This is a genomic window from Pseudomonas cremoris, from assembly GCF_014230465.1.
The window spans coordinates 246,101-267,829 of the sequence record NZ_JAAXCY010000008.1 but is presented as its reverse complement, the minus strand read 5'-3'; the positions used below and the strand labels follow the sequence as shown (position 1 = coordinate 267,829).

Below are 21,729 nucleotides of genomic sequence, written 5' to 3'. Positions count from 1 at the left end.
GTTCTCTAAGGCCGCAATTCAGCGGCAAAGTCGTAGCGGCGCAGCTCTGCGACGAAGTCGTAGTAGTCGTTGCGGCAGTAGGTGTCGGTGATTTCAATCGGTGTGTTGTCGGCGGTGTAGCCAACCCGGGTCATCAGCAACATGGCGGTGCCGGGGGCGATGCCCACCAGCTTGGCGAACTCGTCCGAGGCGTTGATCGCCTGGATATGTTGCAGGGCACGCACGATGGGTTTGCCGATGCCTTCCAGGTATTCGTACAGCGAATTGCCGATGGCTTGCGGATGGGGCAGTACGGACGCGGGCATGGCGGTCATTTCGATTGCCATCACCGTGTCATCGGCCTTACGCAAACGCTTGAGGCGCGCGACTTTGTCGGTGGGCGACAGGCCCAGGCGGATCAGTTCTTCGTGGGTCGGCGGGGTGATGTCGCGTTCCAGCCACTGGGAGCTGGGCACAAAGCCCTTGAGCCGCAACATTTCGCTGAAGCCCGACAGGCGTGACAGCGGCTGTTCCAGGCGCGGCGTAATAAAGGTGCCGGAGCCCTGGTTACGGCGGATCAGGCCTTGGGCAAACAACACTTCCAGCGCTTTGCGGGCGGTCACCCGTGAGATGCCCAGTTGCTCGCTGAGCACACGTTCCGACGGCAGCGCCTGTTCGGACGTCCACTGGCCGGCATGGATCGCCGCTTCCAGTTTGCGCGCCAGTTGCAGGTACAGCGGCGTGGATTGTTTGTCGTCGGGGCGCAGGGCCAGGATGGAATTCATCTGTCAGGTTTCCGATGCGGTTATTGGAGTGTTGTCGCCCGGTATTGGCCGGAAATTAATACCACTTAAATACCATGTCAATGCAGCCAAAACGCGGTGATCAACGGTTTGCTGGGCCTGCAACAAGGTTGGGTATCAAGTGGTATTAGAGAGGTCTTTATCGCGCGCAGAACGGCGCAGCCCGCGGGGGTGAACTGGTATTCACCGGCGGGCGTAGTCGGGGGCGGGGAAATATTTTTGAATTATTTTACGAACGGTCGACGATTACGGCCGAATCTCGACCATGGTGCCGTCTTTGACCAGGTTCCAGACTTCACGCATATCCACGTTGCGCATGCCGATGCAGCCGTCGGTCCAGTCCAGGGTGTGAAACCACTGCTCCGGGTATTCCTCGGTGTCGGGGGTGCCGTGGATCATGATCATGCTGCCGGGGCTTACCCCTTCGCGGCGGGCGCGGGCGGCGTCGCTGATGTTGGGGTAGGAAATGTGCATGGACAGGTTGAAGCGGTCGCTGGTCTTGCGCCAGTCGATCCAATAGAAACCTTCCGGGGTGCGGCGGTCGCCTTCGATCAGCTTGGCACCCTTGGGGTTTTTACCCAGGGAAATCCGATAGGTCTTGAGCGGTTTGCCGTCGTTGATCAGTTGCAACTGACGGGCGGACTTGAGCACCAGGATTTTCTCGATCGGCTTGCCGCCGATGGTTTCGACTGTAGAGGCGCAAGACAGGGTAGCGAACGACAGGCAGATAAGAGCAAGCAACCAACGCATTAAAACGGTATCCCTTTGTGCCGGGTTTTTATTGGGTGGGCTTGCCCATGGGGGAAACGGCTTCGCTGCGCACCGGAAACACTTGTTGCCGACGGTCGGCAAAAAAGCATTCTAAGGTACGCCCGACCGTGCGGAAAGCCAGCTCGGACCAAGGGACGTCGGCTTCATCGAACAACTGCACTTCCAGGCTTTCTGGGCCGGCAGCGAAGTCCAGGTCGACCAACTCGGCGCGGTAGAAAATGTGCACCTGGTTGATGTGCGGCACATCGATCAGGGTGTAGATGCTCAAGTTGCGCACGCGGGCGCAGGCTTCTTCGAGGGTTTCGCGGGCGGCGGCCTGTTCGACAGTCTCGCCGTTCTCCATGAAGCCCGCGGGCAAGGTCCAGTAACCCAGGCGTGGCTCGATGGCGCGGCGGCACAGCAGTACTTTGTCGCCCCACACCGGGACGGTGCCGGCAACGATGTTGGGGTTTTGATAATGAATGGTCGAGCAGTGATCACACACAAAGCGCAGGCGGCCGTCGCCTTCGGGGATACGCTGGGTAACCGGTTTACCGCACTGGCTGCAGAAGTTCATGCTGGGGTTCCTGGAAAGTGCGTCTATCTTGGCTTGGCGGGCAGGGCCCTGCAAGTTGTCGTTTAGCGACACCTGAGGGGTTTTGGGGTTGGGCGTGCGCACGCTTTGGTGCATGATGCAAGGTAGCCAACAGACCGAGATGACTCATGCTGGACGAGCTACTTCGCCGGGTAAGCAATCACACCCCCCACACGCTTGAGACCGACGGGCGTTTCCCCGAGGCTGCGGTGCTGGTGCCGATCACCCGCAGTGACGAACCTGAGCTGATCCTGACCCTGCGCGCCAGCGGCCTGTCGACCCACGGGGGCGAAGTGGCCTTTCCCGGCGGGCGCCGCGATCCCGAAGACCCGGACCTGATTTTTACCGCTTTGCGCGAAGCCGAAGAAGAGATCGGCCTGCCTCCCGGCCTGGTGGAAGTCATCGGCCCGCTGAGCCCGTTGATCTCCCTGCATGGCATTCGGGTCACGCCGTATGTTGGCGTAATCCCCGACTATGTCGAGTACCTGGCCAACGATGCCGAGATTGCCGCCGTTTTCAGCGTGCCCCTGGACTTCTTCCGGCAGGACCCACGCGAACATACCCACAGAATCGATTACCAAGGCCGCAGTTGGTACGTGCCCAGTTATCGGTTCGGTGAATACAAGATCTGGGGGCTGACGGCGATCATGATCGTCGAATTGATCAACCTGCTCTATGACGACGCCCAGATCAGCCTGCACCAGCCACCGAAAAGCTTCATCAATATCTAAGCCATCGCTTGAATGGCAACGCCGTGAGGAAAAACCATGAAATATCGCCTGGGCGACGCCCGCGTCGAGACGCACCCACACAGCTGGGTAGCCCCCAATGCCACGCTGGTGGGCAAGGTCAAGTTGGAGGAGGGCGCCAACGTCTGGTTCAACGCGGTGTTGCGTGGCGACAACGAACTGATCCTGATCGGCAAGAACAGCAACGTGCAGGACGGCAGCGTGATGCACACCGACATGGGCTACCCGCTGACCCTGGGCACCGGCGTGACCATCGGTCATAACGCCATGTTGCATGGTTGCACCGTCGATGATTACAGCCTTATCGGCATTAACGCCGTCATCCTCAACGGCGCAAAAATCGGCAAGCATTGCATCATTGGCGCCAACTCGCTGATCGGCGAGGGCAAGGAAATCCCTGACGGTTCGCTGGTGATGGGCTCGCCGGGCAAGGTCGTGCGTGAATTGACCGAGGCGCAAAAACGTATGCTGGAAGCCAGCGCTGCGCACTATGTGCATAACTCGCAGCGCTATGCGCGTGATTTGGCAGAGCAGGAAGAATGAACCCCATCGAGCGCCCCGTTGCATCGCCGTGCGTGAGTATTTGCGCGTTGGATGATGACGATATCTGTACCGGCTGCCAGCGAACGGTGGATGAGATCACGCGCTGGAGTCGGATGGACAACGCCGAACGCCGGGTGGTGCTGGGGTTGTGCCATGAGCGGGCGAAGGCGAGTGGGTTGGTGTGGATGATTCCTGGGAGATCGGGCGCCTGATAGGCCGCTTTCGCGAGCAAGCCCGCTCCCACATTCGACCGCGTTTGTTGTGTAGGAATATGGTTCAAATGTGGGAGCGGGCTTGCTCGCGAAGAGGCCCTCCCAGACGACATATTTCCAATTGTGAAGTACCCTGTGCGGCATAATCCACAGGTCCACTTTCCCATGCTCTTCCTGATCGCCTACATCAGCAGCGTCGTGCTGATCAACTTCGCCTTCTCCACCGCCCCGCACCTGGATGTGATCTGGTCCGCCTGGGGTGGCCTGGTGTTCATCCTGCGTGACATGGTGCAAACCCGTTTCGGTCACGGCGCAATCGTCGCCATGCTCGCGGCGCTGGTGTTGTCGTACGTAACGTCCGACCCGGCCATCGCCCTGGCCAGCGCCACGGCGTTCGCGGTATCCGAATGCATCGACTGGCTGGTGTTCAGCATCACCAAGCGCCCACTCCACGACCGCCTGTGGATAAGTTCGGCGCTGAGCATTCCCCTGGATACCTTTATCTTTTTCGGCTTGATCGGCGCGCTCACCCCGGCTGTGGTAGGCACTGCGCTGGCGTCGAAATTCGCCGGGGTCACGGCGGTGTGGCTGATCATGGCCTGGCGCATTCGCCGGCGGGCCGTCGCCAACTGAGGCCAATTTTTACAGTTCATGTAAAATGCCGGCCTTTCTCCAAACGATCCGCTCCCCTGAGGACCTGAGATGACCCGAATCGGAACTCCATTGTCGCCAACCGCGACCCGCGTTTTGCTGTGTGGCTGCGGTGAGCTGGGCAAGGAAGTGGTAATCGAACTGCAACGCCTGGGCGTTGAAGTGATTGCCGTGGATCGCTACGCCAACGCCCCTGCCATGCAGGTTGCGCACCGTAGCCACGTGATCAACATGCTCGACGGCGCCGCCCTGCGTGCGGTGATCGAAGCCGAGAAGCCGCACTTCATCGTGCCGGAAATCGAAGCCATCGCCACCGCCACCCTGGTGGAACTGGAAGCCGAAGGCTTCACCGTGATCCCGACCGCGCGTGCCACCTCGCTGACCATGAACCGCGAAGGCATCCGCCGCCTGGCCGCCGAAGAGCTGGACCTGCCAACCTCGCCGTACCACTTCGCCGATACGTTCGAAGACTACAGCAAGGCCGTGCAAGACCTGGGCTTCCCGTGCGTGGTCAAGCCAGTGATGAGTTCGTCGGGCAAGGGCCAGAGCCTGCTGCGCAGCGCTGACGATGTACAGAAAGCCTGGGAGTACGCCCAAGAAGGCGGCCGTGCCGGCAAAGGTCGTGTGATCATCGAAGGGTTTATCGACTTCGACTACGAAATCACCCTGCTGACCGTGCGCCACATTGGTGGCACTACGTTCTGTGCGCCGGTGGGTCATCGTCAGGAGAAGGGCGATTACCAGGAATCCTGGCAGCCACAGGCCATGAGCCCGATCGCGCTGGCGGAATCGGAGCGCGTCGCCAAAGCAGTCACTGAAGCCTTGGGTGGCCGTGGCTTGTTTGGCGTGGAGTTGTTCATCAAGGGTGATCAGGTGTGGTTCAGCGAAGTGTCGCCGCGCCCGCATGACACCGGCTTGGTGACCCTGATTTCCCAGGACCTGTCGCAGTTTGCACTGCATGCTCGCGCTATTCTCGGTCTGCCAATCCCATTGATCCGTCAGTTCGGGCCTTCGGCCTCGGCGGTAATCCTGGTGGAAGGGCAGTCCACCCAGACCGCATTCGCCAACCTGGGCGCAGCCTTGAGCGAACCGGACACGGCGCTGCGCCTGTTTGGCAAGCCGGAAGTGAATGGTCAGCGTCGGATGGGCGTGGCATTGGCGCGGGATGAGTCGATTGAAGCGGCTCGGGCTAAAGCGACCCGTGCTTCCAAGGCTGTTGTAGTAGAGCTGTAATCGAGTCGCGCCCTTCGCGAGCAAGCCCGCTCCCACACTTGACCGCATTCTCATGCTGGAACTCGGTCAAGTGTGGGAGCGGGCTTGCTCGCGAAGGCGATCTATCAGGCGACCTTGTTCAAATCATTATCCCGCGTCTCTTTCAGGCACAGCACAGCAATCAAGCTGAGCAACGCTGCCGCCGACACATACCCGCCGACATAACTCAGCCCGCCCATCGCCACCAGTTTGGTCGCGAAGAACGGTGCCGCCGAGGCCCCCACGATCCCGCCCAGGTTATACGCCGCCGACGCGCCGGTATAACGCACGCGGGTCGGGAACAATTCCGGCAGCATCGCGCCCATCGGGGCGAAGGTCACACCCATCAGGAACAGCTCCAGCGCCAGGAATAGCGCTACGGCCCAGGTCGAACCGTGGGTCAGCAGGGGCTCCATGGTGAAGCCCGACAGGATTGCCAGGACCGCGCCAACGATCAGCACCGGCTTGCGCCCGAAGCGATCACTGGCCAAGGCTGCCAAGGGCGTCGCCAGGCCCATGAACAACACCGCAAAACACAGCAGGCCGAGGAAGGTTTCGCGGCTGTAGCCCAGGGTTGAAACACCGTAGCTCAGGGAAAATGCGGTGGTGATGTAGAACAGCGCATAACACACCACCATCGATGCAGCGCCCAGCAGCACCGGCAACCAGTGTTGGCTGAACAGTTCCACCAGCGGCACTTTGACCGGGGCTTCCTTGGCGACGGCATTGGCAAACACTGGGGTTTCATGAAGCTTGAGCCGCGCATACAAGCCGACCATCACCAGCGCAGCGCTCAGGATGAACGGAATGCGCCAGCCCCAACTGCGGAACTGCTCGTCGCTCAAGCTCATGGCCAGGATCAGGAACAAGCCGTTGGCCGCCAGGAAACCAATCGACGGGCCCAATTGCGGGAACATGCCGAACCAGGCACGTTTGCCTTTCGGCGCATTTTCGGTCGCCAGCAACGCCGCGCCACCCCATTCCCCGCCCAAGCCAAGGCCCTGACCGAAACGCAGCACACACAGCAGGATCGGCGCCCAGGCCCCGATGCTGTCATAACCCGGCAGCAAGCCGATCAGCGTGGTGCACACGCCCATCAACAGCAACGAGGCCACCAGCGTGGATTTGCGCCCGATGCGGTCGCCAAAGTGGCCGAACAGCGCTGAACCCAGTGGGCGGGCGATAAAGGCGATACCGAAGGTCAGGAACGACGCGAGCATCTGCGCGGTGCCGGACGTCTGCGGAAAGAACACTGGGCCGATCACTAGCGCGGCGGCCGTGGCGTAGATATAGAAGTCGTAGAACTCGATGGCGGTGCCGACGATGCTCGCTGTCGCAACCCGTGCGGTCGAGTTGGTCGGGGCAGCGGTCGCCGCCTCGTTATAGGTGGTGCTCATGGCGGTATCCCTGACGGTCTATTGCGCGTTTGGACGCGGATTATTATTGGTCGAACACCCATGGATCAGGGTTGTGCGCGGGGTGGCTCGGGATGGGAGCGAACACCGGTCAGACACGGTAAAGCGGTGCCTGGACGCGTTTGGTGCGGGTAGCACGCGGTCGGGCGGGGCTCTGGTAAGCCGCAGGGATTATAGGAAGGGGTTTTGAAATACAACAAGAGGGACTGATGCACCGCAAATCAAATGTGGGAGCGGGCTTGCTCGCGAAAGCGGTGTGTCAGATGGCAATTTTTTCTGATCCACCGCTTTCGCGAGCAAGCCGCTCCCACATTTCTATCGCGTTGCATCAGAGGATCAAGCGGCTACGGGCATCCGGCTGGTATGCCAGATCAATACCTTGCTCACCCGATTGTCCTCGGTCTCGAGGATTTCCAGGCGATAGCGGCCAATCTTCAGGCACACCGCGCAGTCGGGAATCGTCTCCAGCGCTTCGGTCACCAAGCCATTGAGGGTCTTGGGGCCATCGCTGGGCAGGTGCCAGCCCAGGCTCTTGTTCAATTCGCGGATCGAGGCGGCGCCGTCGATGATGTAGCGGCCATCCGGCTGGGGTTCGATGTGCGGGTTGTCGACATTCTGTTCGCTTTCGAACTCGCCGACGATTTCTTCGAGGATGTCTTCCAGGGTGACAATGCCCAGCACCTCGCCGTATTCATCCACCACCATGCCCAGGCGACGCTGTTGCTTGTGGAAGTTCAGCAATTGCAGCTGCAGGGGCGTGCTTTCCGGGACAAAGTAGGGTTCGTGGCAAGCGGCGAGCAACGCCTCTTTGGTCAAGCTGGCGTCCGGCAGCAGGTGCTGGATCTGCCGGGTGTTGAGCACCGCTTCTACCTGGTTGATGTCGCTGTGGAACACCGGCAGGCGCGTACGCTGCGAGGTGCGCAGCTGTTCAATGATTTCTTCGACCGAGTCGTCCAGGTTGATGCCGTCTACTTCGCTGCGGGGCACCAGGATGTCATTGACGGTGATGTTGTCCAAGGCGTGGATCCCCGGCATGCCGGGTGTGCGGCTTTCGTCGGCTTCGGGCTCCGGGTCATCATCGTGATCGGGCAGCGGTTCGTCGCTTTTCTTGACCACGCCGGCCTTGCGCGCGAATGGGCGCAACAGCAGCAAGGCGATGCCATTGAGCAGCCAGGCGAAGGGATAGAGGATTTTCAGCGGCACGCCCAACAGCGTGTTGCCAAAGCCAAGCACCGCTTGCGGATGGCGAACGGCGAGGGCGCGGGGCAGGTAGTCGGCCAGTATCAGCAGGATCGCACAGGAGATCAGCCAGCCGAGCCAGGGGCCGTTTTGCGCCCAGGCGTAGATCGCCAGCAGGGTGCAGAGGATCACCACGGCGGCACGGCACAGGCTGTTGCACAGGATCAGGCTGTTGCGTGGAAAACTCAGGCGGGCGGCGGCTTTATCGCCCTGACGTGTACCCGGGCGCAGTGCCAGCAGGTGTTGCTGGGCAGCCTCGATGGCGGTAAACAGCGCGGCCCATAACACCAGCAAGGCAATCACGGCGAGCATCGGCCCTAAGGGCAAGTTGTCCATGGTAGCTGCCCGTCAGATATGCAGGATGTATTCGCGAACCAGCTTGCTGCCGAAATAGGCCAGCATCAGCAGGCAGAAACCCGCCAGGGTCCAGCGGATCGCCTTGTGGCCACGCCAGCCGAGCCGGTTACGGCCCCACAGCAGCACGCTGAACACCACCCAGGCCAGGCACGCCAGTAGGGTCTTGTGCACCAGGTGCTGGGCGAACAGGTTTTCGACGAACAGCCAGCCAGAGATCAGCGACAGCGACAGCAGCGTCCAGCCCGCCCACAAGAAACCGAACAGCAGGCTTTCCATGGTTTGCAGCGGCGGAAAGTTCTTGATCAGCCCGGACGGGTGCTTGTGCTTGAGCTGGTGGTCTTGCAAGAGCAGGAGCAGCGCCTGGAACACCGCGATGGTGAACATGCCGTAGGCCAGAATCGACAACAGAATGTGGGCGAGAATGCCTGGCTCTTCATCGATCACCTGCACTGTGCCGGTGGGCGCGAATTGCGCCAGCAACACCGTCAGCAGCCCCAGGGGGAATAGCAGGACCAGCAGGTTCTCCACCGGGATGCGATAGCACGCAATCAGCGTCAGGGCGATCACGGCAGCGGCGATCAGGCTGGCGGCGCTGAAAAAATCCAGGCCCAGGCCGACCGGCGTCATCAAATGGGTAAACAGGCTGGCAGCGTGGGCCAGCAAGGCAAGGACACCCACGCCGACCAGCAGGCGTTTGTCCGCCTTGGTGCCTTGGGCCAGACGAGTGCCCTGATAGAGAGTCGCAGCGGCATACAAAATGGCGGCGGCGAGGCTGGGTAGCAAACTGGGTGACAAAGGGAGCATAAATCCTGTTAGGCAAGCCCGAAAGGCGCTGAGTTTGGCATACCCCCGCGTAACACGAAAGACTCTCAAGCCAGACAGCGGGTGTGCATGGCGGCAGTCTTCGCTATAATCCGCGACCTGCCCACGCCGCAGGCTCGCCGAGCGCTGTTTTTAACAGCGATTTACCACAGCCTGGGCCGCCATTACCTCGGTCTAACACTGCACTTCGCTGAATTAGGGCCTGAAAGGATCGCGCATGTTTGAAAACTTGACTGACCGTCTCTCGCAGACGCTGCGCCATGTTACCGGCAAGGCCAAGCTGACCGAGGACAATATTAAAGACACCCTGCGCGAAGTGCGCATGGCGTTGCTGGAAGCCGACGTGGCCTTGCCGGTGGTGAAGGACTTCGTCAACTCGGTCAAAGAGCGCGCGGTGGGCACCGAAGTGTCCCGCAGCCTGACCCCGGGCCAGGCGTTCGTGAAGGTCGTCCAGGCCGAGCTCGAAAGCCTCATGGGTGCGGCCAACGAAGACCTGAACCTCAGCGCCGTACCGCCAGCCGTCGTGCTGATGGCGGGTCTGCAGGGTGCGGGTAAAACCACCACCGCCGGCAAGCTGGCGCGCTTCCTTAAAGAACGCAAGAAGAAGTCCGTGATGGTGGTGTCGGCTGACGTCTACCGTCCGGCGGCTATCAAGCAGCTGGAAATGCTGGCGGGCGAAGTGGGCGTGACCTTCTTCCCGTCCGACCTGAGCCAGAAGCCGGTCGACATCGCCAACGCTGCTATTAAAGAAGCGAAGCTCAAATTCATCGACGTGGTTATCGTCGATACCGCCGGTCGCCTGCACATCGACGAAGAGATGATGGGCGAGATCAAGGCGCTGCATGCCGCGATCAACCCGGTCGAGACGCTGTTTGTGGTCGACGCCATGACAGGCCAGGATGCGGCCAACACCGCCAAGGCCTTCGGCGACGCGCTGCCGCTGACCGGCGTGATCCTGACCAAGGTCGACGGCGACGCCCGTGGCGGTGCCGCGCTGTCGGTACGTGCCATCACCGGCAAGCCGATCAAGTTCATTGGTATGGGCGAGAAGAGCGAAGCGCTCGAACCGTTCCACCCAGAGCGTATCGCCTCGCGCATCCTTGGCATGGGTGACGTGCTCAGCCTGATCGAACAGGCCGAAGCCACGCTCGACAAGGACAAGGCCGACAAACTGGCCAAGAAGCTGAAGAAGGGCAAGGGCTTCGACCTCGAAGACTTCCGCGACCAGCTGCAGCAAATGAAGAACATGGGCGGCCTTGGCGGCTTGATGGACAAGCTGCCGAACATCGGCGGTGTGAACCTGGCGCAAATGGGCAATGCCCAGGGCGCGGCAGAGAAACAGTTCAAGCAGATGGAAGCCATCATCAACTCCATGACCCCGGCCGAGCGCCGCGACCCTGAGCTGATCAGCGGTTCGCGCAAGCGTCGGATCGCCATGGGCTCCGGCACCCAGGTGCAGGACATCGGTCGCTTGATCAAGCAACACAAGCAGATGCAGAAGATGATGAAGAAATTCTCCGCCAAGGGCGGTATGGCCAAGATGATGCGCGGCATGGGCGGTATGTTGCCCGGCGGCGGCATGCCGAAAATGTAAAGAATTCGAGCAAGAGCCCGCTCTTGCTCCGACCCACAGGGATGTGGGATCTCCAGCAAACCCGCCGTTGGCGGGGGCTGACTCGCCGTTTTAATCGACGGCTCTATAGCAGATCTGAATGGCACGCTGATAGGCGCCAGAAAAAGACATTTGCAAAAGTCCGGATATTCCTTAGAATATGCGGCCTTTCGGGCACCTATGCCCGCTGTGCATTTAGATTTGCAGCACCGACTACAGGAACGATGTTCACATGCTAACAATCCGTCTTGCCCTTGGCGGCTCCAAAAAGCGCCCGTTTTACCACTTGACCGTAACTGACAGCCGCAACCCACGTGACGGCTCTCACAAGGAACAAGTTGGCTTCTTCAACCCGATCGCTCGTGGTCAAGAAGTTCGTCTGTCCGTGAACCAAGAGCGCGTAGCCTACTGGCTGAGCGTTGGTGCACAACCATCTGAGCGTGTTGCTCAGCTGTTGAAGGACTCGGCTAAGGCCGCAGCCTGAGCAATATGAACGCGACGCCAGCTGTTGCTGATGATTTGATCGTTATCGGCAAGATTTACTCTGTTCATGGCGTTCGCGGCGAAGTGAAGGTGTATTCCTTTACTGATCCGACTGAAAACCTGTTGCAGTACAAAACCTGGACGCTTAAGCGCGAAGGTAGTGTGAAACAGGTCGAGCTGGTCAGTGGACGCGGGAGCGACAAGTTCCTGGTCGCAAAGCTCAAGGGTCTTGATGATCGTGAAGAAGCTCGTCTTCTGGCCGGTTATGAGATCTGCGTGCCGCGCAACCTGTTCCCTGAATTGACCGACGGCGAGTACTACTGGTACCAGCTGGAAGGTCTGAAGGTTATTGATCAACTGGGGCAATTGCTCGGGAAAATCGATCATCTTCTGGAAACCGGCGCCAATGATGTAATGGTGGTCAAGCCTTGCGCTGGCAGCCTGGATGATCGCGAACGCTTGCTGCCCTATACCGGGCAATGTGTGTTGGCAGTCGATCTGGCGGCGGGCGAGATGAAGGTGGAATGGGACGCGGACTTCTAAGCGTGGCTAATTTGCGCATTGAAGTGATCAGTTTGTTTCCCGAGATGTTTTCCGCCATCAGCGAGTACGGCATCACCAGTCGGGCGGTGAAGCAGGGGCTTTTACAGCTCACCTGTTGGAACCCGCGAGACTACACGACGGATCGACATCACACTGTGGACGATCGCCCATTTGGCGGTGGCCCGGGCATGGTGATGAAGATCAAGCCCCTGGAAGACGCGTTGGCCCAGGCCAAGGCCGCCGCCGGGGAGAAGGCGAAGGTAATTTACCTGTCCCCTCAAGGCCGTCAGCTGAAACAGGCTGCGGTACGCGACATGGCGAATGAGGAAGCATTAATCCTGATTGCCGGTCGCTATGAAGGCATTGACGAGCGTTTTATTGATGCTCATGTCGATGAAGAGTGGTCGATTGGGGACTATGTCCTGTCTGGCGGCGAGCTGCCGGCGATGGTCCTGATAGATGCGGTTACACGACTGCTGCCTGGAGCTTTAGGGCATGCGGACTCCGCGGAGGAAGATTCCTTCACGGATGGTTTGCTGGATTGCCCGCATTACACCCGACCGGAGGTGTATGCGGATCAGCGTGTTCCCGACGTATTGCTAAGTGGCAATCACGCACACATCCGGCGTTGGCGTTTACAGCAGTCCCTTGGTCGGACCTATGAACGACGCGCCGATCTTCTGGAAAGCCGCTCGCTTTCTGGAGAAGAGAAGAAGCTGCTCGAGGAATACATCCTCGCGCGGGACGATAGTTAACAACGTATCGATGGTAGGTCCATTGACTTACCTTAGGAGCACAGCATGACTAACAAAATCATCCTTGCACTCGAAGCAGAGCAGATGACCAAAGAGATCCCTACCTTTGCCCCGGGCGACACCATTGTCGTTCAGGTGAAAGTGAAGGAAGGCGACCGTTCGCGTCTGCAAGCGTTCGAAGGCGTGGTAATCGCCAAGCGTAACCGTGGTGTGAACAGTGCTTTCACTGTTCGTAAAATCTCCAACGGTGTTGGCGTAGAGCGTACTTTCCAGACCTACAGCCCGCAAATCGACAGCATGGCCGTTAAGCGTCGCGGTGACGTACGTAAAGCCAAGCTGTACTACCTGCGTGATCTGTCCGGTAAAGCAGCTCGCATCAAGGAAAAACTGGCTTAAGTCCAGCTTCCCGATGCAGAAAAAAGCAGCCTACGGGCTGCTTTTTTGTGCCTGAAATTTGTCTATTTGCCGGTAATTGTGAATGACCACCCGCCTCGAAGAAATCCAGCGCCGCACCGACCTGTCCGTTACCCATGTGACCAAGGCGGTGTTCCCGCCGACCACCAATCACCACAACACCCTGTTCGGCGGCACTGCCCTGGCCTGGATGGACGAAGTCTCGTTCATCACCGCCACGCGGTTTTGTCGTCTGCCCTTGGTGACCGTCTCCACGGACCGTATCGACTTCAATCATGCGATCCCGGCAGGCTCCATCGTTGAGCTGATCGGCCGTGTGATCAAGGTGGGCAACACCAGCCTCAAGGTTGAAGTGGAAGTGTTCGTCGAGAGCATGAGTGCCGATGGTCGTGAACGAGCGATCCAGGGGGTGTTCAGCTTTGTGGCAATCGATGCCGATAAGCGTCCGGTACCGGTGTTGCCTGGGTTTGTTGACTGACCTCAGACCGAGTCGTGGCTATAGCAGGCAAGCCAGCTCCCACATTTGACCAATGTCGGTCACGAATCAGTGGCCTGACACAAAACCCCTGTGGGAGCTGGCTTGCCTGCGATAGGATCTGACAGACACTCCAGTAATCCGCCTGAGCCCTCATGCCCGCCATTGACCACCCCTTGATCGACCGCTTCCTCGACGCCCTCTGGCTGGAAAAAGGCCTATCGGACAACACTCGCCAGGCCTACCGCAGCGATCTGGCCCTGTTCAACGGCTGGCTGCAGGAAAAGAACCTTGAACTGATCAACGCCGGTCGCGAGTTGATCCTCGATCACCTGGCCTGGCGCCTGGAGCAGAGCTACAAACCGCGCTCTACCGCGCGATTCCTCTCCGGTGTGCGTGGTTTTTATCGCTACCTGCTGCGGGAAAAACTGATCGCCCTTGACCCCACCCTGCAAGTCGACATGCCGCAACTCGGCAGGCCGTTGCCTAAATCCCTGTCGGAAGCTGACGTCGATGCTTTGCTCGCCGCGCCTGACCTGAGCGAAGCCATCGGCCAGCGTGACCGAGCGATGCTCGAAGTGCTATATGCCTGCGGTCTGCGCGTAACCGAGCTGATCAGCCTGACCCTGGAGCAAGTCAACCTCCGTCAGGGCGTGCTGCGGGTAATGGGCAAGGGCAGCAAGGAGCGGCTGGTACCAATGGGTGAGGAGTCGATTGTGTGGGTCGAGCGCTACATGCGGGATGCCCGCAATGAGCTGCTCGGCGGGCGCCCCAGCGATGTGTTGTTCCCCAGCCTGCGCGGCGAGCAGATGACCCGTCAGACCTTCTGGCACCGTATCAAGCATCAGGCCAAAGTTGCCGGGATCGGCAAGACCTTGTCACCTCACACGTTGCGCCACGCATTTGCCACGCATTTGCTCAACCACGGTGCGGATTTGCGCGTCGTGCAAATGCTGCTCGGCCACAGCGACTTATCCACAACCCAGATCTATACCCATGTCGCGCGCGCGCGCTTGCAGGATATGCACGCCAAGCACCATCCACGCGGTTGAATAACGCCAATTTAAGCCGCTGCGGGCTGCCCTGCGGCCCAACTGTGGTAGGCTTTGCCGGTTAGCAAAGGGGACGGCCCAAACCTGTGTTTTCAGTTCAGTGTTCCTGCTCCCGTCCCTGCATCTGCCTTCAGGAGTTCCCATGCGCTTGACCCAGATTATCGCCGCCGCAGCCATTGCGTTGGTTTCCACTTTTGTTGTCGCCGATGATGCTGCCGAGCAGACCATCCGCAAGAGCCTGGCCAACCTGCAACTCGACACGCCAATCGAAAGCATCAGCGCAAGCCCGATGGCCGGTCTGTATGAAGTCAAGCTCAAGGGCAGTCGCGTGCTGTACGCCAGTGCCGATGGCCAGTACATCGTCCAGGGCTACCTGTTCCAGCTCAAAGACGGCAAGCCGGTCAACCTCACCGAGAAAGCCGAGCGCCTGGGCGTGTCCAAGTTGATCAACGGTATTCCGGTAGCTGAGACCGTGGTTTACCCGGCCATCGGCGAGACCAAGACCCATATCACCGTGTTCACCGACACCACCTGCCCGTACTGCCACAAGCTGCACGCCGAAGTGCCTGCGCTGAACAAGCTGGGTGTGGAAGTGCGCTACGTAGCGTTCCCGCGCCAAGGCCTGGGCTCGCCGGGTGACGAGCAGTTGCAGGCGGTATGGTGCTCGGCCGATAAAAAAGCAGCCATGGACAAGATGGTCGATGGCAAGGAAATCAAGGCCGCCAAGTGCGCCAACCCGGTTTCCAAGCAGTTTGCCCTGGGCCAGTCCATCGGCGTGAACGGTACACCGGCCATCGTTTTGGCTGACGGCCAAGTGATTCCGGGCTACCAGCCGGCTCCACAAGTTGCCAAACTGGCGCTCGGTGCCAAATAAACCAGCATCGACGATCAAGGCCCGTTGACGCGTCGACGGGTCGTTAATTGCAAGCCGCAGTCGTGCGGCTGTTTTCCACGGCCGACCTAGCGTCGGCCGTTTCATGGGGAGTTCTTCAGTGAAACCGGTCAAAGTAGGCATCTGTGGGTTAGGGACCGTCGGTGGCGGCACCTTCAACGTACTTCAGCGTAACGCTGAGGAAATTTCCCGCCGTGCAGGGCGTGGGATTGAAGTGGCACAAATTGCCACGCGTTCGCCAAAACCTCAGTTCCAAACGACCGGTATTGCGATTACCAACGATGTCTTCGACGTTGCCACCAACCCTGAGATCGATATCGTTATCGAGCTGGTGGGCGGCTACACCGTGGCCCGCGAGCTGGTGCTCAAGGCCATCGAGAACGGCAAGCACGTGGTCACCGCCAACAAGGCGCTGATTGCCGTGCACGGCAACGAGATCTTCGCCAAAGCCCGTGAAAAGGGCGTGATCGTGGCGTTCGAAGCCGCTGTTGCCGGTGGTATCCCGGTGATCAAGGCGATTCGTGAAGGCCTGTCCGCCAACCGCATCAACTGGGTGGCCGGCATCATCAACGGCACCGGTAACTTCATCCTCACTGAAATGCGTGAGAAGGGCCGTACCTTCGAAGACGTGCTGGCCGAAGCCCAGGCCCTGGGTTACGCCGAAGCCGATCCGACCTTCGACGTGGAAGGCATCGACGCTGCGCATAAGCTGACCATCCTGGCGTCCATCGCCTTTGGTATCCCGCTGCAGTTCGACAAGGCCTACACCGAAGGCATCACAAAGCTGACCACCGCCGACGTGAATTACGCCGAAGCGCTGGGCTACCGCATCAAGCACCTCGGCGTGGCGCGCAGCACTCCAGCCGGTATCGAGCTGCGTGTGCACCCGACGCTGATCCCGGCCGACCGCCTGATCGCGAACGTCAATGGCGTGATGAACGCCGTGATGGTCAACGGTGACGCCGCTGGCTCCACCCTGTTCTACGGCGCTGGCGCCGGCATGGAGCCAACGGCCTCGTCGGTGATCGCTGACCTGGTGGACGTGGTTCGCGCCATGACCAGCGACCCGGAAAACCGTGTACCGCACCTGGCTTTTCAGCCGGATTCGCTGTCGGCCCACCCGATCCTGCCGATCGAAGCCTGCGAAAGCGCCTACTACCTGCGCATCCAGGCCCAGGACCACCCAGGCGTGTTGGCCCAGGTCGCCAGTATCCTGTCGGAGCGCGGTATCAACATAGAGTCGATCATGCAGAAGGAAGTCGAGGAGCAAAACGGCCAAGTGCCGATGATCCTGCTGACCCACCGCGTGCTCGAACAGCACATGAACGATGCCATCGCCGCCCTGGAAGCCCTGCAAGGTGTGGTCGGTCCAGTGGTGCGCATCCGCGTCGAGCACTTGAACTAACTGATTTGTTGCAGGGGCCCCGTGCGTGCGGCGGCCTCTGTTCGAGAATGTTTTAGAGGAGCCAGTCATGCGTTACATCAGCACCCGCGGCCAGGCACCGGCCCTGAATTTCGAAGACGTCTTGCTGGCAGGCCTTGCCACTGACGGCGGCCTGTACGTGCCGGAAAACCTGCCACGCTTCACCCAGGAAGAAATCGCTTCGTGGGCCGGCCTGCCTTACCACGAGCTGGCGTTCCGGGTAATGCGCCCGTTCGTCACCGGCAGTATTCCAGATGCGGATTTCAAAAAGATTCTGGAAGAGACGTATGGCGTGTTTTCCCACAACGCTATCGCGCCACTGCGCCAACTGAACGGCAACGAATGGGTCTTGGAGCTGTTCCACGGCCCGACCCTGGCGTTCAAGGATTTCGCCCTGCAACTGCTGGGTCGCCTGCTCGACTACGTGCTGCAAAAGCGTGGCGAGCGCGTGGTGATCATCGGCGCGACTTCCGGTGATACCGGTTCGGCCGCCATCGAAGGCTGCAAGCACTGCGAAAACGTCGACATCTTCATCCTGCACCCGCACAAGCGTGTGTCGGAAGTGCAGCGTCGCCAGATGACCACCATCTTCGGCGAGAACATCCACAACATCGCCATCGAAGGCAACTTCGATGACTGCCAGGAAATGGTCAAGAACAGCTTCGCTGACCAGAGCTTCCTGAAGGGTACGCGCCTGGTGGCGGTGAACTCGATCAACTGGGCGCGGATCATGGCCCAGATCGTCTATTACTTCCATGCATCCCTGCAGTTGGGCGGCCCGGCGCGTTCGGTGTCGTTCTCGGTGCCGACCGGCAACTTCGGCGACATCTTCGCCGGCTACCTGGCACGCAACATGGGCCTGCCGATCAACCAGTTGATCGTCGCCACCAACCGCAACGACATCCTGCACCGCTTCATGAGCGGCAACAGGTACGTCAAGGAAACCCTGCACGCAACCCTGTCGCCGTCCATGGACATCATGGTCTCGTCGAACTTCGAACGCCTGCTGTTCGACATGCACGGTCGCAACGGTGCGGCGATTGCCGGCCTGATGGACACCTTCAAGAGCGGTGGCGGTTTCAGCGTCGATGAAGAGCGCTGGACCGAAACCCGCAAGCTGTTCGATTCCCTGGCCGTGGACGATGCGCAGACCTGCGAGACCATCGCCGAAGTCTACGCACAGACCGGCGAACTGCTTGACCCGCACACCGCTATCGGTGTGAAGGCCGCCCGCGAATGCCGTCGTAGCCTGGATATCCCGATGGTGATCCTGGGCACCGCCCACCCGGTAAAATTCCCGGAAGCGGTGGAGAAAGCGGGCGTTGGCAAGGCGCTGGAACTGCCGGTGCACTTGGCTGACCTGTTTGAGCGTGAAGAGCGTTGCACGGTGTTGGCCAACGACCTGAAGGCTGTGCAGGCGTTTGTCAGTCAGCATGGCAACCGGGGCAAGCCGTTGTAAGGCAAGCCGCGTACACAAAAACGCCGCTTTCCCATCCTTGGGTCAGCGGCGTTTTTTGTTTGTGGCAGGCCCTGTGCAAGCTGATTTACAAAAAAAACTTAATGGCCATTCCGGTGATTGAAGCAATCGTTGCAACAACGGCCATTGCGACACCCATGGGGTACCAGAAGTTTTCACGGGTTATCTTGTGAGCTTCTGCATTGAGTTTGCGTTGCTCGGCATAAATGCGTGAGATGTCAGCGTGAATCTTCTCTAGCACAGCCTGTTCTTTGTCGTGTTCCAGCATTTTATTCATCCTTCGCAATAAGGGCCTTTTGACATGCGCTTTATTCCGCGTAGCAGCGTCACCAGCGCTCACCGAGTATAGGATTCACCCCCGGTCTCAGCCGCCAGCAACCCCCAAAACAACCACCCAATGCGTTAGCAGTTATGTGCAGCCGTTTTTTGCCTGTCATGTTGCAAGCGCATGCTGGAATCCGTCACTCCCTGACGGCCCCATAAAGACGATAAAGCGAACTTTCCTACGTCACAAAAGGTCACTTAGGATAGATGCAGCTCCCGTTGAACCGATTGTTTCCGAACTATTGAGTGGTGATCGAGATGGAAAGTATCAGCCTATTGCTCGAAGAAGCATTGAGCCCTTATCAGGTTACGCTGACCACCTCTGGCGCGCAGGACGAGTGCCTGGTGACGGTGAAGTACCCTGCTGGCGCTATCGTGGTCGAGCGTGAAGTCGACCGGGCGCAATTGATGGACAAGCGTGTGTTGGTGGATGTGGTGGATTGCCTGCTGCGTGATATCAAAATTGCCGAAGGGCGCCTGGAACCCTCGGTCATTGCAGCGTTGCGCAACGCTGCCCAGACCCGTAGTGCTGCTGTTGCATGAAGAATTGTTTATTAACGGAAACTTCCTACAGCATGGCCGGTCAGATTTTGTAACAGCAAGAGCAAACATTGTGCTCCGGTGTTTGTGCCTTGCTGTACTGGTCTCTATTTGTAGGCCACGTTTAACCCCGAGTTGTCTCCCCACTGCTCGGGGTTTCTTTTTGCCTACGATTTGTCACGGCTCAGGCACGTCCTGGAAGAAGCTCGGGTTGTCCTGCAGGTATTGCTCACGCATCTGAGGGTCCAGCCATGCGGCGTAGGACTGCTGTACCTGCTCCATTGGGATCTCGCGCAGCACCTGGTTGATCCGCTCGATCGCCACGCGCCCTTGAGGCGTGTCCGAGCAGCCGATACGGGTGCGTTGGTAGGGCAATGAACCTTTGATGGGGTAGAAACTCAGGTCGTCGGCGCCAATGCCTTGCTGCATCGCGTGGTAGCGCACCTCTGGCCAATAGCCCAACACCGCCTCTAGTCGTCCTCTCCGCTGCATCTGCAAAAGGCTACCCAAGGCGTCGTTGCCGTAATGAAGAGCCAGTTTATGCGCCCCAGCATGCCTGAGTCGTTCATCGATGACTGGCCCGTAGCTGCGTTCCGCGATGGCACCCATGCGTGTTTTATGTGCTTCGAGGAAGGCTTGCAGGTCGAATTGGCCTTCGACGATAAACGGCGCCATAGCCTCAAGCTGAGCGCGTCGGATTGTGACCCCGTTACTCACGACGACAAAAGCCTGGTTGGAAAACACAATGTATTTCGCCCGTTCCGCTGTCCACAGCAGTGACGGATCACAGGTGAACGAAGGTTCACGCAGCATCTGCGTGCCACGCGCGCGGTTGACGTGCAGCACTTGGTGTCGATATTCCGGTAAGTGCTCGATCAGCATCGGCAACAGTTGGTCCAGCGCGCCCTGGCCTTTGCCTGGCCCTTCAAAAATAGTCAGCGGGGGTAAATCGCGCAGCAACCAGATCAGCGTGTCCTCTGCATGCGCAGGCAGAGGCCAGCTACCGATTATTCCGGCGCTGAGGCACAGCTGGACAAGCCAGCGTTTGCACCGGTGAGTCATCAGATCGCGCCTTCCTCACGCAGACGGACGATGGCGGCGGCGTCATAACCCAGCCCATTGAGCACCACGCTGTTGTGCTCGCCCAACTGCGGACCGACCCACTCGCAGCTGCCCGGGGTGTCCGACAGCTTGGGCACAATGCCTGGCATCTTGAAGTCCTTGCCATCGGGAAGCTGGGCCTTGAGGAACATCTCGCGGGCGAGAAATTGCGGATCGCCCAGCATGTCCTCGGCACTGTAGATGCGGCTGGCCGGCACCTCGGCCTTGTTCAAGGCCTCGACTACCTGGTCCAGTGGCAGTGAGTTCACCCAGCGGTCAATCACCCCGTACAGCTCGTCACGACGGCTATCGCGCCCGTCATTGCTGGCAAGGACAGGATCGTCAGCCAGGTCTTCACGACCTATGGCCACCATGAAACGCTTGAAGATCGCATCGCCATTGGCACCAATCTGTACGTGCTTGCCATCAAGGCTGGTGTGGATCGACGACGGCGTAATGCCGGGCATGATGTTGCCGGTGCGCTCGCGAATAAAACCGAACACGTCGAACTCCGGGATCATGCTTTCCATCATGGCGAAGATCGCTTCATACAACGCCACATCCACTACCTGGCCCAGACCACCGTTGACCTCGCGATGACGCAGCGCCATCAATGCGCCAATCACTGCCCACAAGGCGGCAATGGAGTCACCGATGGAAATCCCGGTGCGCACCGGCGGGCGATCCTCGAAGCCGGTGATGTAGCGCAGGCCGCCCATGGATTCGCCTACCGCGCCAAATCCTGGTTGGTCCTTCATCGGCCCGGTCTGGCCAAAGCCCGAGAGACGCACCATCACCAGCTTGGGGTTGAGCGCGTGCAGGGTTTCCCAGCTTAAACCGAGTTTCTCGAGCACGCCGGGGCGGAAGTTTTCGATCAATATGTCGGCGTCTGCCAGCAACTGTTTGAGAATTGCCAGGCCGTTCGGGTGCTTGAGGTTCAGTGTCAGCGACTGCTTGTTGCGCGCTTGCACGAACCACCACAGTGACGTGCCTTCATACAGCTTGCGCCATTTACGCAACGGGTCGCCGCCGTCGGGGGATTCGACCTTGATCACCTCGGCGCCGAACTCGGCGCAGATACGCGAGGCGAACGGTCCGGCGATCAGGGTGCCGAGTTCGATGACTTTCAGGCCGGCAAGCGGTTTGGCATTAAACGACATGAGGATCCTTGTCTGCGCAGGGCGGTGGTGTGAAGCCTTTTAACATAGGCGAGTGGCCCAGTGATAAGGATGATGCAGAGCAGGATTCGTTGAATGACCTCGCCATCGGTTA

Annotated in this window: 25 protein-coding genes; 16 read left to right on the top strand and 9 right to left on the bottom strand. The window is 59.5% G+C overall.

The window, feature by feature from the left end; translation table 11 throughout:
• Window positions 1-5: 5 nt before the first annotated feature.
• From HF257_RS21215 to HF257_RS21205, 3 genes are all read right to left on the bottom strand, one after another.
• Window positions 6-764: a GntR family transcriptional regulator gene (locus tag HF257_RS21215; protein ID WP_185708151.1), complete on the bottom strand. Its 759-nt coding sequence runs from the start codon at window positions 762-764 to the stop codon at window positions 6-8.
• Window positions 765-1,028: 264 nt separating this feature from the next.
• The gene (locus HF257_RS21210) at window positions 1,029-1,532 is read right to left on the bottom strand and encodes a L,D-transpeptidase family protein (RefSeq protein WP_185708150.1); all 504 of its coding nucleotides are present in this window, start codon (window positions 1,530-1,532) and stop codon (window positions 1,029-1,031) included.
• Window positions 1,533-1,560: 28 nt separating this feature from the next.
• Window positions 1,561-2,109, bottom strand: a complete 549-nt coding sequence (locus tag HF257_RS21205; protein ID WP_185708149.1) for an NUDIX hydrolase — start codon at window positions 2,107-2,109, stop codon at window positions 1,561-1,563.
• A gap of 146 nt (window positions 2,110-2,255) precedes the next feature.
• On the opposite strand from HF257_RS21205, the gene HF257_RS21200 reads away from it, so the two are divergent.
• The 5 genes from HF257_RS21200 to purT all read left to right on the top strand — a co-directional run bounded on the left by HF257_RS21200 (window position 2,256) and on the right by purT (window position 5,515).
• The gene (locus HF257_RS21200; RefSeq protein ID WP_033898592.1) at window positions 2,256-2,858 is read left to right on the top strand and encodes a CoA pyrophosphatase; all 603 of its coding nucleotides are present in this window, start codon (window positions 2,256-2,258) and stop codon (window positions 2,856-2,858) included.
• Window positions 2,859-2,894: 36 nt separating this feature from the next.
• Complete coding sequence (locus HF257_RS21195) at window positions 2,895-3,419, top strand: gamma carbonic anhydrase family protein (protein ID WP_185708148.1); 525 nt, start codon at window positions 2,895-2,897, stop codon at window positions 3,417-3,419.
• A complete protein-coding gene (locus HF257_RS21190; protein WP_185708147.1) occupies window positions 3,416-3,631 on the top strand; it encodes a DUF1289 domain-containing protein in 216 nt (71 codons plus the stop codon). The genes HF257_RS21195 and HF257_RS21190 overlap by 4 nt, the downstream gene beginning before the upstream one ends.
• A 165-nt stretch (window positions 3,632-3,796) precedes the next feature.
• Window positions 3,797-4,264, top strand: coding sequence for a VUT family protein (locus tag HF257_RS21185; RefSeq protein WP_185708146.1), 468 nt, complete (start codon window positions 3,797-3,799; stop codon window positions 4,262-4,264).
• Window positions 4,265-4,333: 69 nt separating this feature from the next.
• A complete protein-coding gene (gene purT / locus HF257_RS21180) occupies window positions 4,334-5,515 on the top strand; it encodes a formate-dependent phosphoribosylglycinamide formyltransferase (protein ID WP_185708145.1) in 1,182 nt (393 codons plus the stop codon).
• Window positions 5,516-5,619: 104 nt separating this feature from the next.
• On the opposite strand, the gene HF257_RS21175 is transcribed toward purT, so the two are convergent.
• From HF257_RS21175 to HF257_RS21165, 3 genes are all read right to left on the bottom strand, one after another.
• The gene (locus tag HF257_RS21175; protein ID WP_185708144.1) at window positions 5,620-6,930 is read right to left on the bottom strand and encodes an MFS transporter; all 1,311 of its coding nucleotides are present in this window, start codon (window positions 6,928-6,930) and stop codon (window positions 5,620-5,622) included.
• Window positions 6,931-7,284: 354 nt separating this feature from the next.
• Window positions 7,285-8,523, bottom strand: a complete 1,239-nt coding sequence (locus HF257_RS21170) for a transporter associated domain-containing protein (protein ID WP_185708143.1) — start codon at window positions 8,521-8,523, stop codon at window positions 7,285-7,287.
• 12 nt (window positions 8,524-8,535) lie between these two features.
• Window positions 8,536-9,348: a cytochrome C assembly family protein gene (locus HF257_RS21165; RefSeq protein WP_376750110.1), complete on the bottom strand. Its 813-nt coding sequence runs from the start codon at window positions 9,346-9,348 to the stop codon at window positions 8,536-8,538.
• Between the two features lie 235 nt (window positions 9,349-9,583).
• On the opposite strand from HF257_RS21165, the gene ffh reads away from it, so the two are divergent.
• The 10 genes from ffh to thrC all read left to right on the top strand — a co-directional run bounded on the left by ffh (window position 9,584) and on the right by thrC (window position 18,474).
• Window positions 9,584-10,960, top strand: a complete 1,377-nt coding sequence (gene ffh / locus HF257_RS21160) for a signal recognition particle protein (RefSeq protein ID WP_017736777.1) — start codon at window positions 9,584-9,586, stop codon at window positions 10,958-10,960.
• A gap of 250 nt (window positions 10,961-11,210) precedes the next feature.
• On the top strand, window positions 11,211-11,462 hold the full coding sequence (gene rpsP, locus HF257_RS21155; protein WP_025854836.1) for a 30S ribosomal protein S16: 252 nt from the start codon (window positions 11,211-11,213) through the stop codon (window positions 11,460-11,462).
• Between the two features lie 5 nt (window positions 11,463-11,467).
• Complete coding sequence (gene rimM, locus HF257_RS21150) at window positions 11,468-12,004, top strand: ribosome maturation factor RimM (protein ID WP_056858695.1); 537 nt, start codon at window positions 11,468-11,470, stop codon at window positions 12,002-12,004.
• On the top strand, window positions 11,986-12,759 hold the full coding sequence (gene trmD / locus HF257_RS21145; RefSeq protein ID WP_185708141.1) for a tRNA (guanosine(37)-N1)-methyltransferase TrmD: 774 nt from the start codon (window positions 11,986-11,988) through the stop codon (window positions 12,757-12,759). Before rimM ends, trmD begins: the two co-directional genes overlap by 19 nt.
• 45 nt (window positions 12,760-12,804) lie before the next feature.
• A complete protein-coding gene (gene rplS / locus HF257_RS21140) occupies window positions 12,805-13,155 on the top strand; it encodes a 50S ribosomal protein L19 (protein WP_003175895.1) in 351 nt (116 codons plus the stop codon).
• Between the two features lie 82 nt (window positions 13,156-13,237).
• Complete coding sequence (locus tag HF257_RS21135) at window positions 13,238-13,651, top strand: acyl-CoA thioesterase (protein ID WP_017736774.1); 414 nt, start codon at window positions 13,238-13,240, stop codon at window positions 13,649-13,651.
• Window positions 13,652-13,803: 152 nt separating this feature from the next.
• Entirely contained in the window at window positions 13,804-14,700 is an 897-nt protein-coding gene (gene xerD, locus HF257_RS21130) for a site-specific tyrosine recombinase XerD (protein ID WP_185708140.1), read from the top strand.
• Between the two features lie 142 nt (window positions 14,701-14,842).
• Entirely contained in the window at window positions 14,843-15,574 is a 732-nt protein-coding gene (locus HF257_RS21125; protein WP_017736772.1) for a thioredoxin fold domain-containing protein, read from the top strand.
• A 118-nt stretch (window positions 15,575-15,692) separates the two neighbouring features.
• A complete protein-coding gene (locus HF257_RS21120; protein ID WP_185708139.1) occupies window positions 15,693-16,997 on the top strand; it encodes a homoserine dehydrogenase in 1,305 nt (434 codons plus the stop codon).
• 67 nt (window positions 16,998-17,064) lie between these two features.
• Complete coding sequence (gene thrC, locus HF257_RS21115) at window positions 17,065-18,474, top strand: threonine synthase (RefSeq protein ID WP_185708138.1); 1,410 nt, start codon at window positions 17,065-17,067, stop codon at window positions 18,472-18,474.
• Between the two features lie 85 nt (window positions 18,475-18,559).
• On the opposite strand, the gene HF257_RS21110 is transcribed toward thrC, so the two are convergent.
• On the bottom strand, window positions 18,560-18,760 hold the full coding sequence (locus HF257_RS21110) for a hypothetical protein (RefSeq protein WP_185708137.1): 201 nt from the start codon (window positions 18,758-18,760) through the stop codon (window positions 18,560-18,562).
• 314 nt (window positions 18,761-19,074) lie between these two features.
• On the opposite strand from HF257_RS21110, the gene HF257_RS21105 reads away from it, so the two are divergent.
• Complete coding sequence (locus HF257_RS21105) at window positions 19,075-19,359, top strand: DUF3509 domain-containing protein (protein WP_185708136.1); 285 nt, start codon at window positions 19,075-19,077, stop codon at window positions 19,357-19,359.
• A gap of 174 nt (window positions 19,360-19,533) precedes the next feature.
• Here HF257_RS21105 and HF257_RS21100 read toward each other — a convergent pair whose 3' ends face one another.
• The gene (locus HF257_RS21100; protein WP_185708135.1) at window positions 19,534-20,418 is read right to left on the bottom strand and encodes a TIGR02285 family protein; all 885 of its coding nucleotides are present in this window, start codon (window positions 20,416-20,418) and stop codon (window positions 19,534-19,536) included.
• Window positions 20,418-21,617, bottom strand: a complete 1,200-nt coding sequence (locus tag HF257_RS21095) for a CaiB/BaiF CoA transferase family protein (RefSeq protein WP_185708134.1) — start codon at window positions 21,615-21,617, stop codon at window positions 20,418-20,420. Before HF257_RS21095 ends, HF257_RS21100 begins: the two co-directional genes overlap by 1 nt.
• Between the last annotated feature and the right edge of the window lie 112 nt (window positions 21,618-21,729).

Excerpts from the sequence above, each read along its gene's own strand:
- HF257_RS21215 (WP_185708151.1), bottom strand. The coding sequence starts at position 764 with ATGAATTCCATCCTGGCCCTGCGCCCCGACGACAAACAATCCACGCCG.
- xerD (WP_185708140.1), top strand. The coding sequence starts at position 13,804 with ATGCCCGCCATTGACCACCCCTTGATCGACCGCTTCCTCGACGCCCTC.
- HF257_RS21095 (WP_185708134.1), bottom strand. The coding sequence starts at position 21,617 with ATGTCGTTTAATGCCAAACCGCTTGCCGGCCTGAAAGTCATCGAACTC.
- HF257_RS21190 (WP_185708147.1), top strand. The coding sequence starts at position 3,416 with ATGAACCCCATCGAGCGCCCCGTTGCATCGCCGTGCGTGAGTATTTGC.
- HF257_RS21165 (WP_376750110.1), bottom strand. The coding sequence starts at position 9,348 with ATGCTCCCTTTGTCACCCAGTTTGCTACCCAGCCTCGCCGCCGCCATT.
- ffh (WP_017736777.1), top strand. The coding sequence starts at position 9,584 with ATGTTTGAAAACTTGACTGACCGTCTCTCGCAGACGCTGCGCCATGTT.
- HF257_RS21100 (WP_185708135.1), bottom strand. The coding sequence starts at position 20,418 with ATGACTCACCGGTGCAAACGCTGGCTTGTCCAGCTGTGCCTCAGCGCC.
- HF257_RS21170 (WP_185708143.1), bottom strand. The coding sequence starts at position 8,523 with ATGGACAACTTGCCCTTAGGGCCGATGCTCGCCGTGATTGCCTTGCTG.
- trmD (WP_185708141.1), top strand. The coding sequence starts at position 11,986 with ATGGGACGCGGACTTCTAAGCGTGGCTAATTTGCGCATTGAAGTGATC.
- HF257_RS21210 (WP_185708150.1), bottom strand. The coding sequence starts at position 1,532 with ATGCGTTGGTTGCTTGCTCTTATCTGCCTGTCGTTCGCTACCCTGTCT.
- HF257_RS21125 (WP_017736772.1), top strand. The coding sequence starts at position 14,843 with ATGCGCTTGACCCAGATTATCGCCGCCGCAGCCATTGCGTTGGTTTCC.
- rpsP (WP_025854836.1), top strand. The coding sequence starts at position 11,211 with ATGCTAACAATCCGTCTTGCCCTTGGCGGCTCCAAAAAGCGCCCGTTT.
- HF257_RS21185 (WP_185708146.1), top strand. The coding sequence starts at position 3,797 with ATGCTCTTCCTGATCGCCTACATCAGCAGCGTCGTGCTGATCAACTTC.
- HF257_RS21175 (WP_185708144.1), bottom strand. The coding sequence starts at position 6,930 with ATGAGCACCACCTATAACGAGGCGGCGACCGCTGCCCCGACCAACTCG.
- purT (WP_185708145.1), top strand. The coding sequence starts at position 4,334 with ATGACCCGAATCGGAACTCCATTGTCGCCAACCGCGACCCGCGTTTTG.
- HF257_RS21135 (WP_017736774.1), top strand. The coding sequence starts at position 13,238 with ATGACCACCCGCCTCGAAGAAATCCAGCGCCGCACCGACCTGTCCGTT.
- HF257_RS21195 (WP_185708148.1), top strand. The coding sequence starts at position 2,895 with ATGAAATATCGCCTGGGCGACGCCCGCGTCGAGACGCACCCACACAGC.
- HF257_RS21200 (WP_033898592.1), top strand. The coding sequence starts at position 2,256 with ATGCTGGACGAGCTACTTCGCCGGGTAAGCAATCACACCCCCCACACG.
- thrC (WP_185708138.1), top strand. The coding sequence starts at position 17,065 with ATGCGTTACATCAGCACCCGCGGCCAGGCACCGGCCCTGAATTTCGAA.
- HF257_RS21110 (WP_185708137.1), bottom strand. The coding sequence starts at position 18,760 with ATGCTGGAACACGACAAAGAACAGGCTGTGCTAGAGAAGATTCACGCT.
- HF257_RS21105 (WP_185708136.1), top strand. The coding sequence starts at position 19,075 with ATGGAAAGTATCAGCCTATTGCTCGAAGAAGCATTGAGCCCTTATCAG.
- HF257_RS21205 (WP_185708149.1), bottom strand. The coding sequence starts at position 2,109 with ATGAACTTCTGCAGCCAGTGCGGTAAACCGGTTACCCAGCGTATCCCC.
- rplS (WP_003175895.1), top strand. The coding sequence starts at position 12,805 with ATGACTAACAAAATCATCCTTGCACTCGAAGCAGAGCAGATGACCAAA.
- rimM (WP_056858695.1), top strand. The coding sequence starts at position 11,468 with ATGAACGCGACGCCAGCTGTTGCTGATGATTTGATCGTTATCGGCAAG.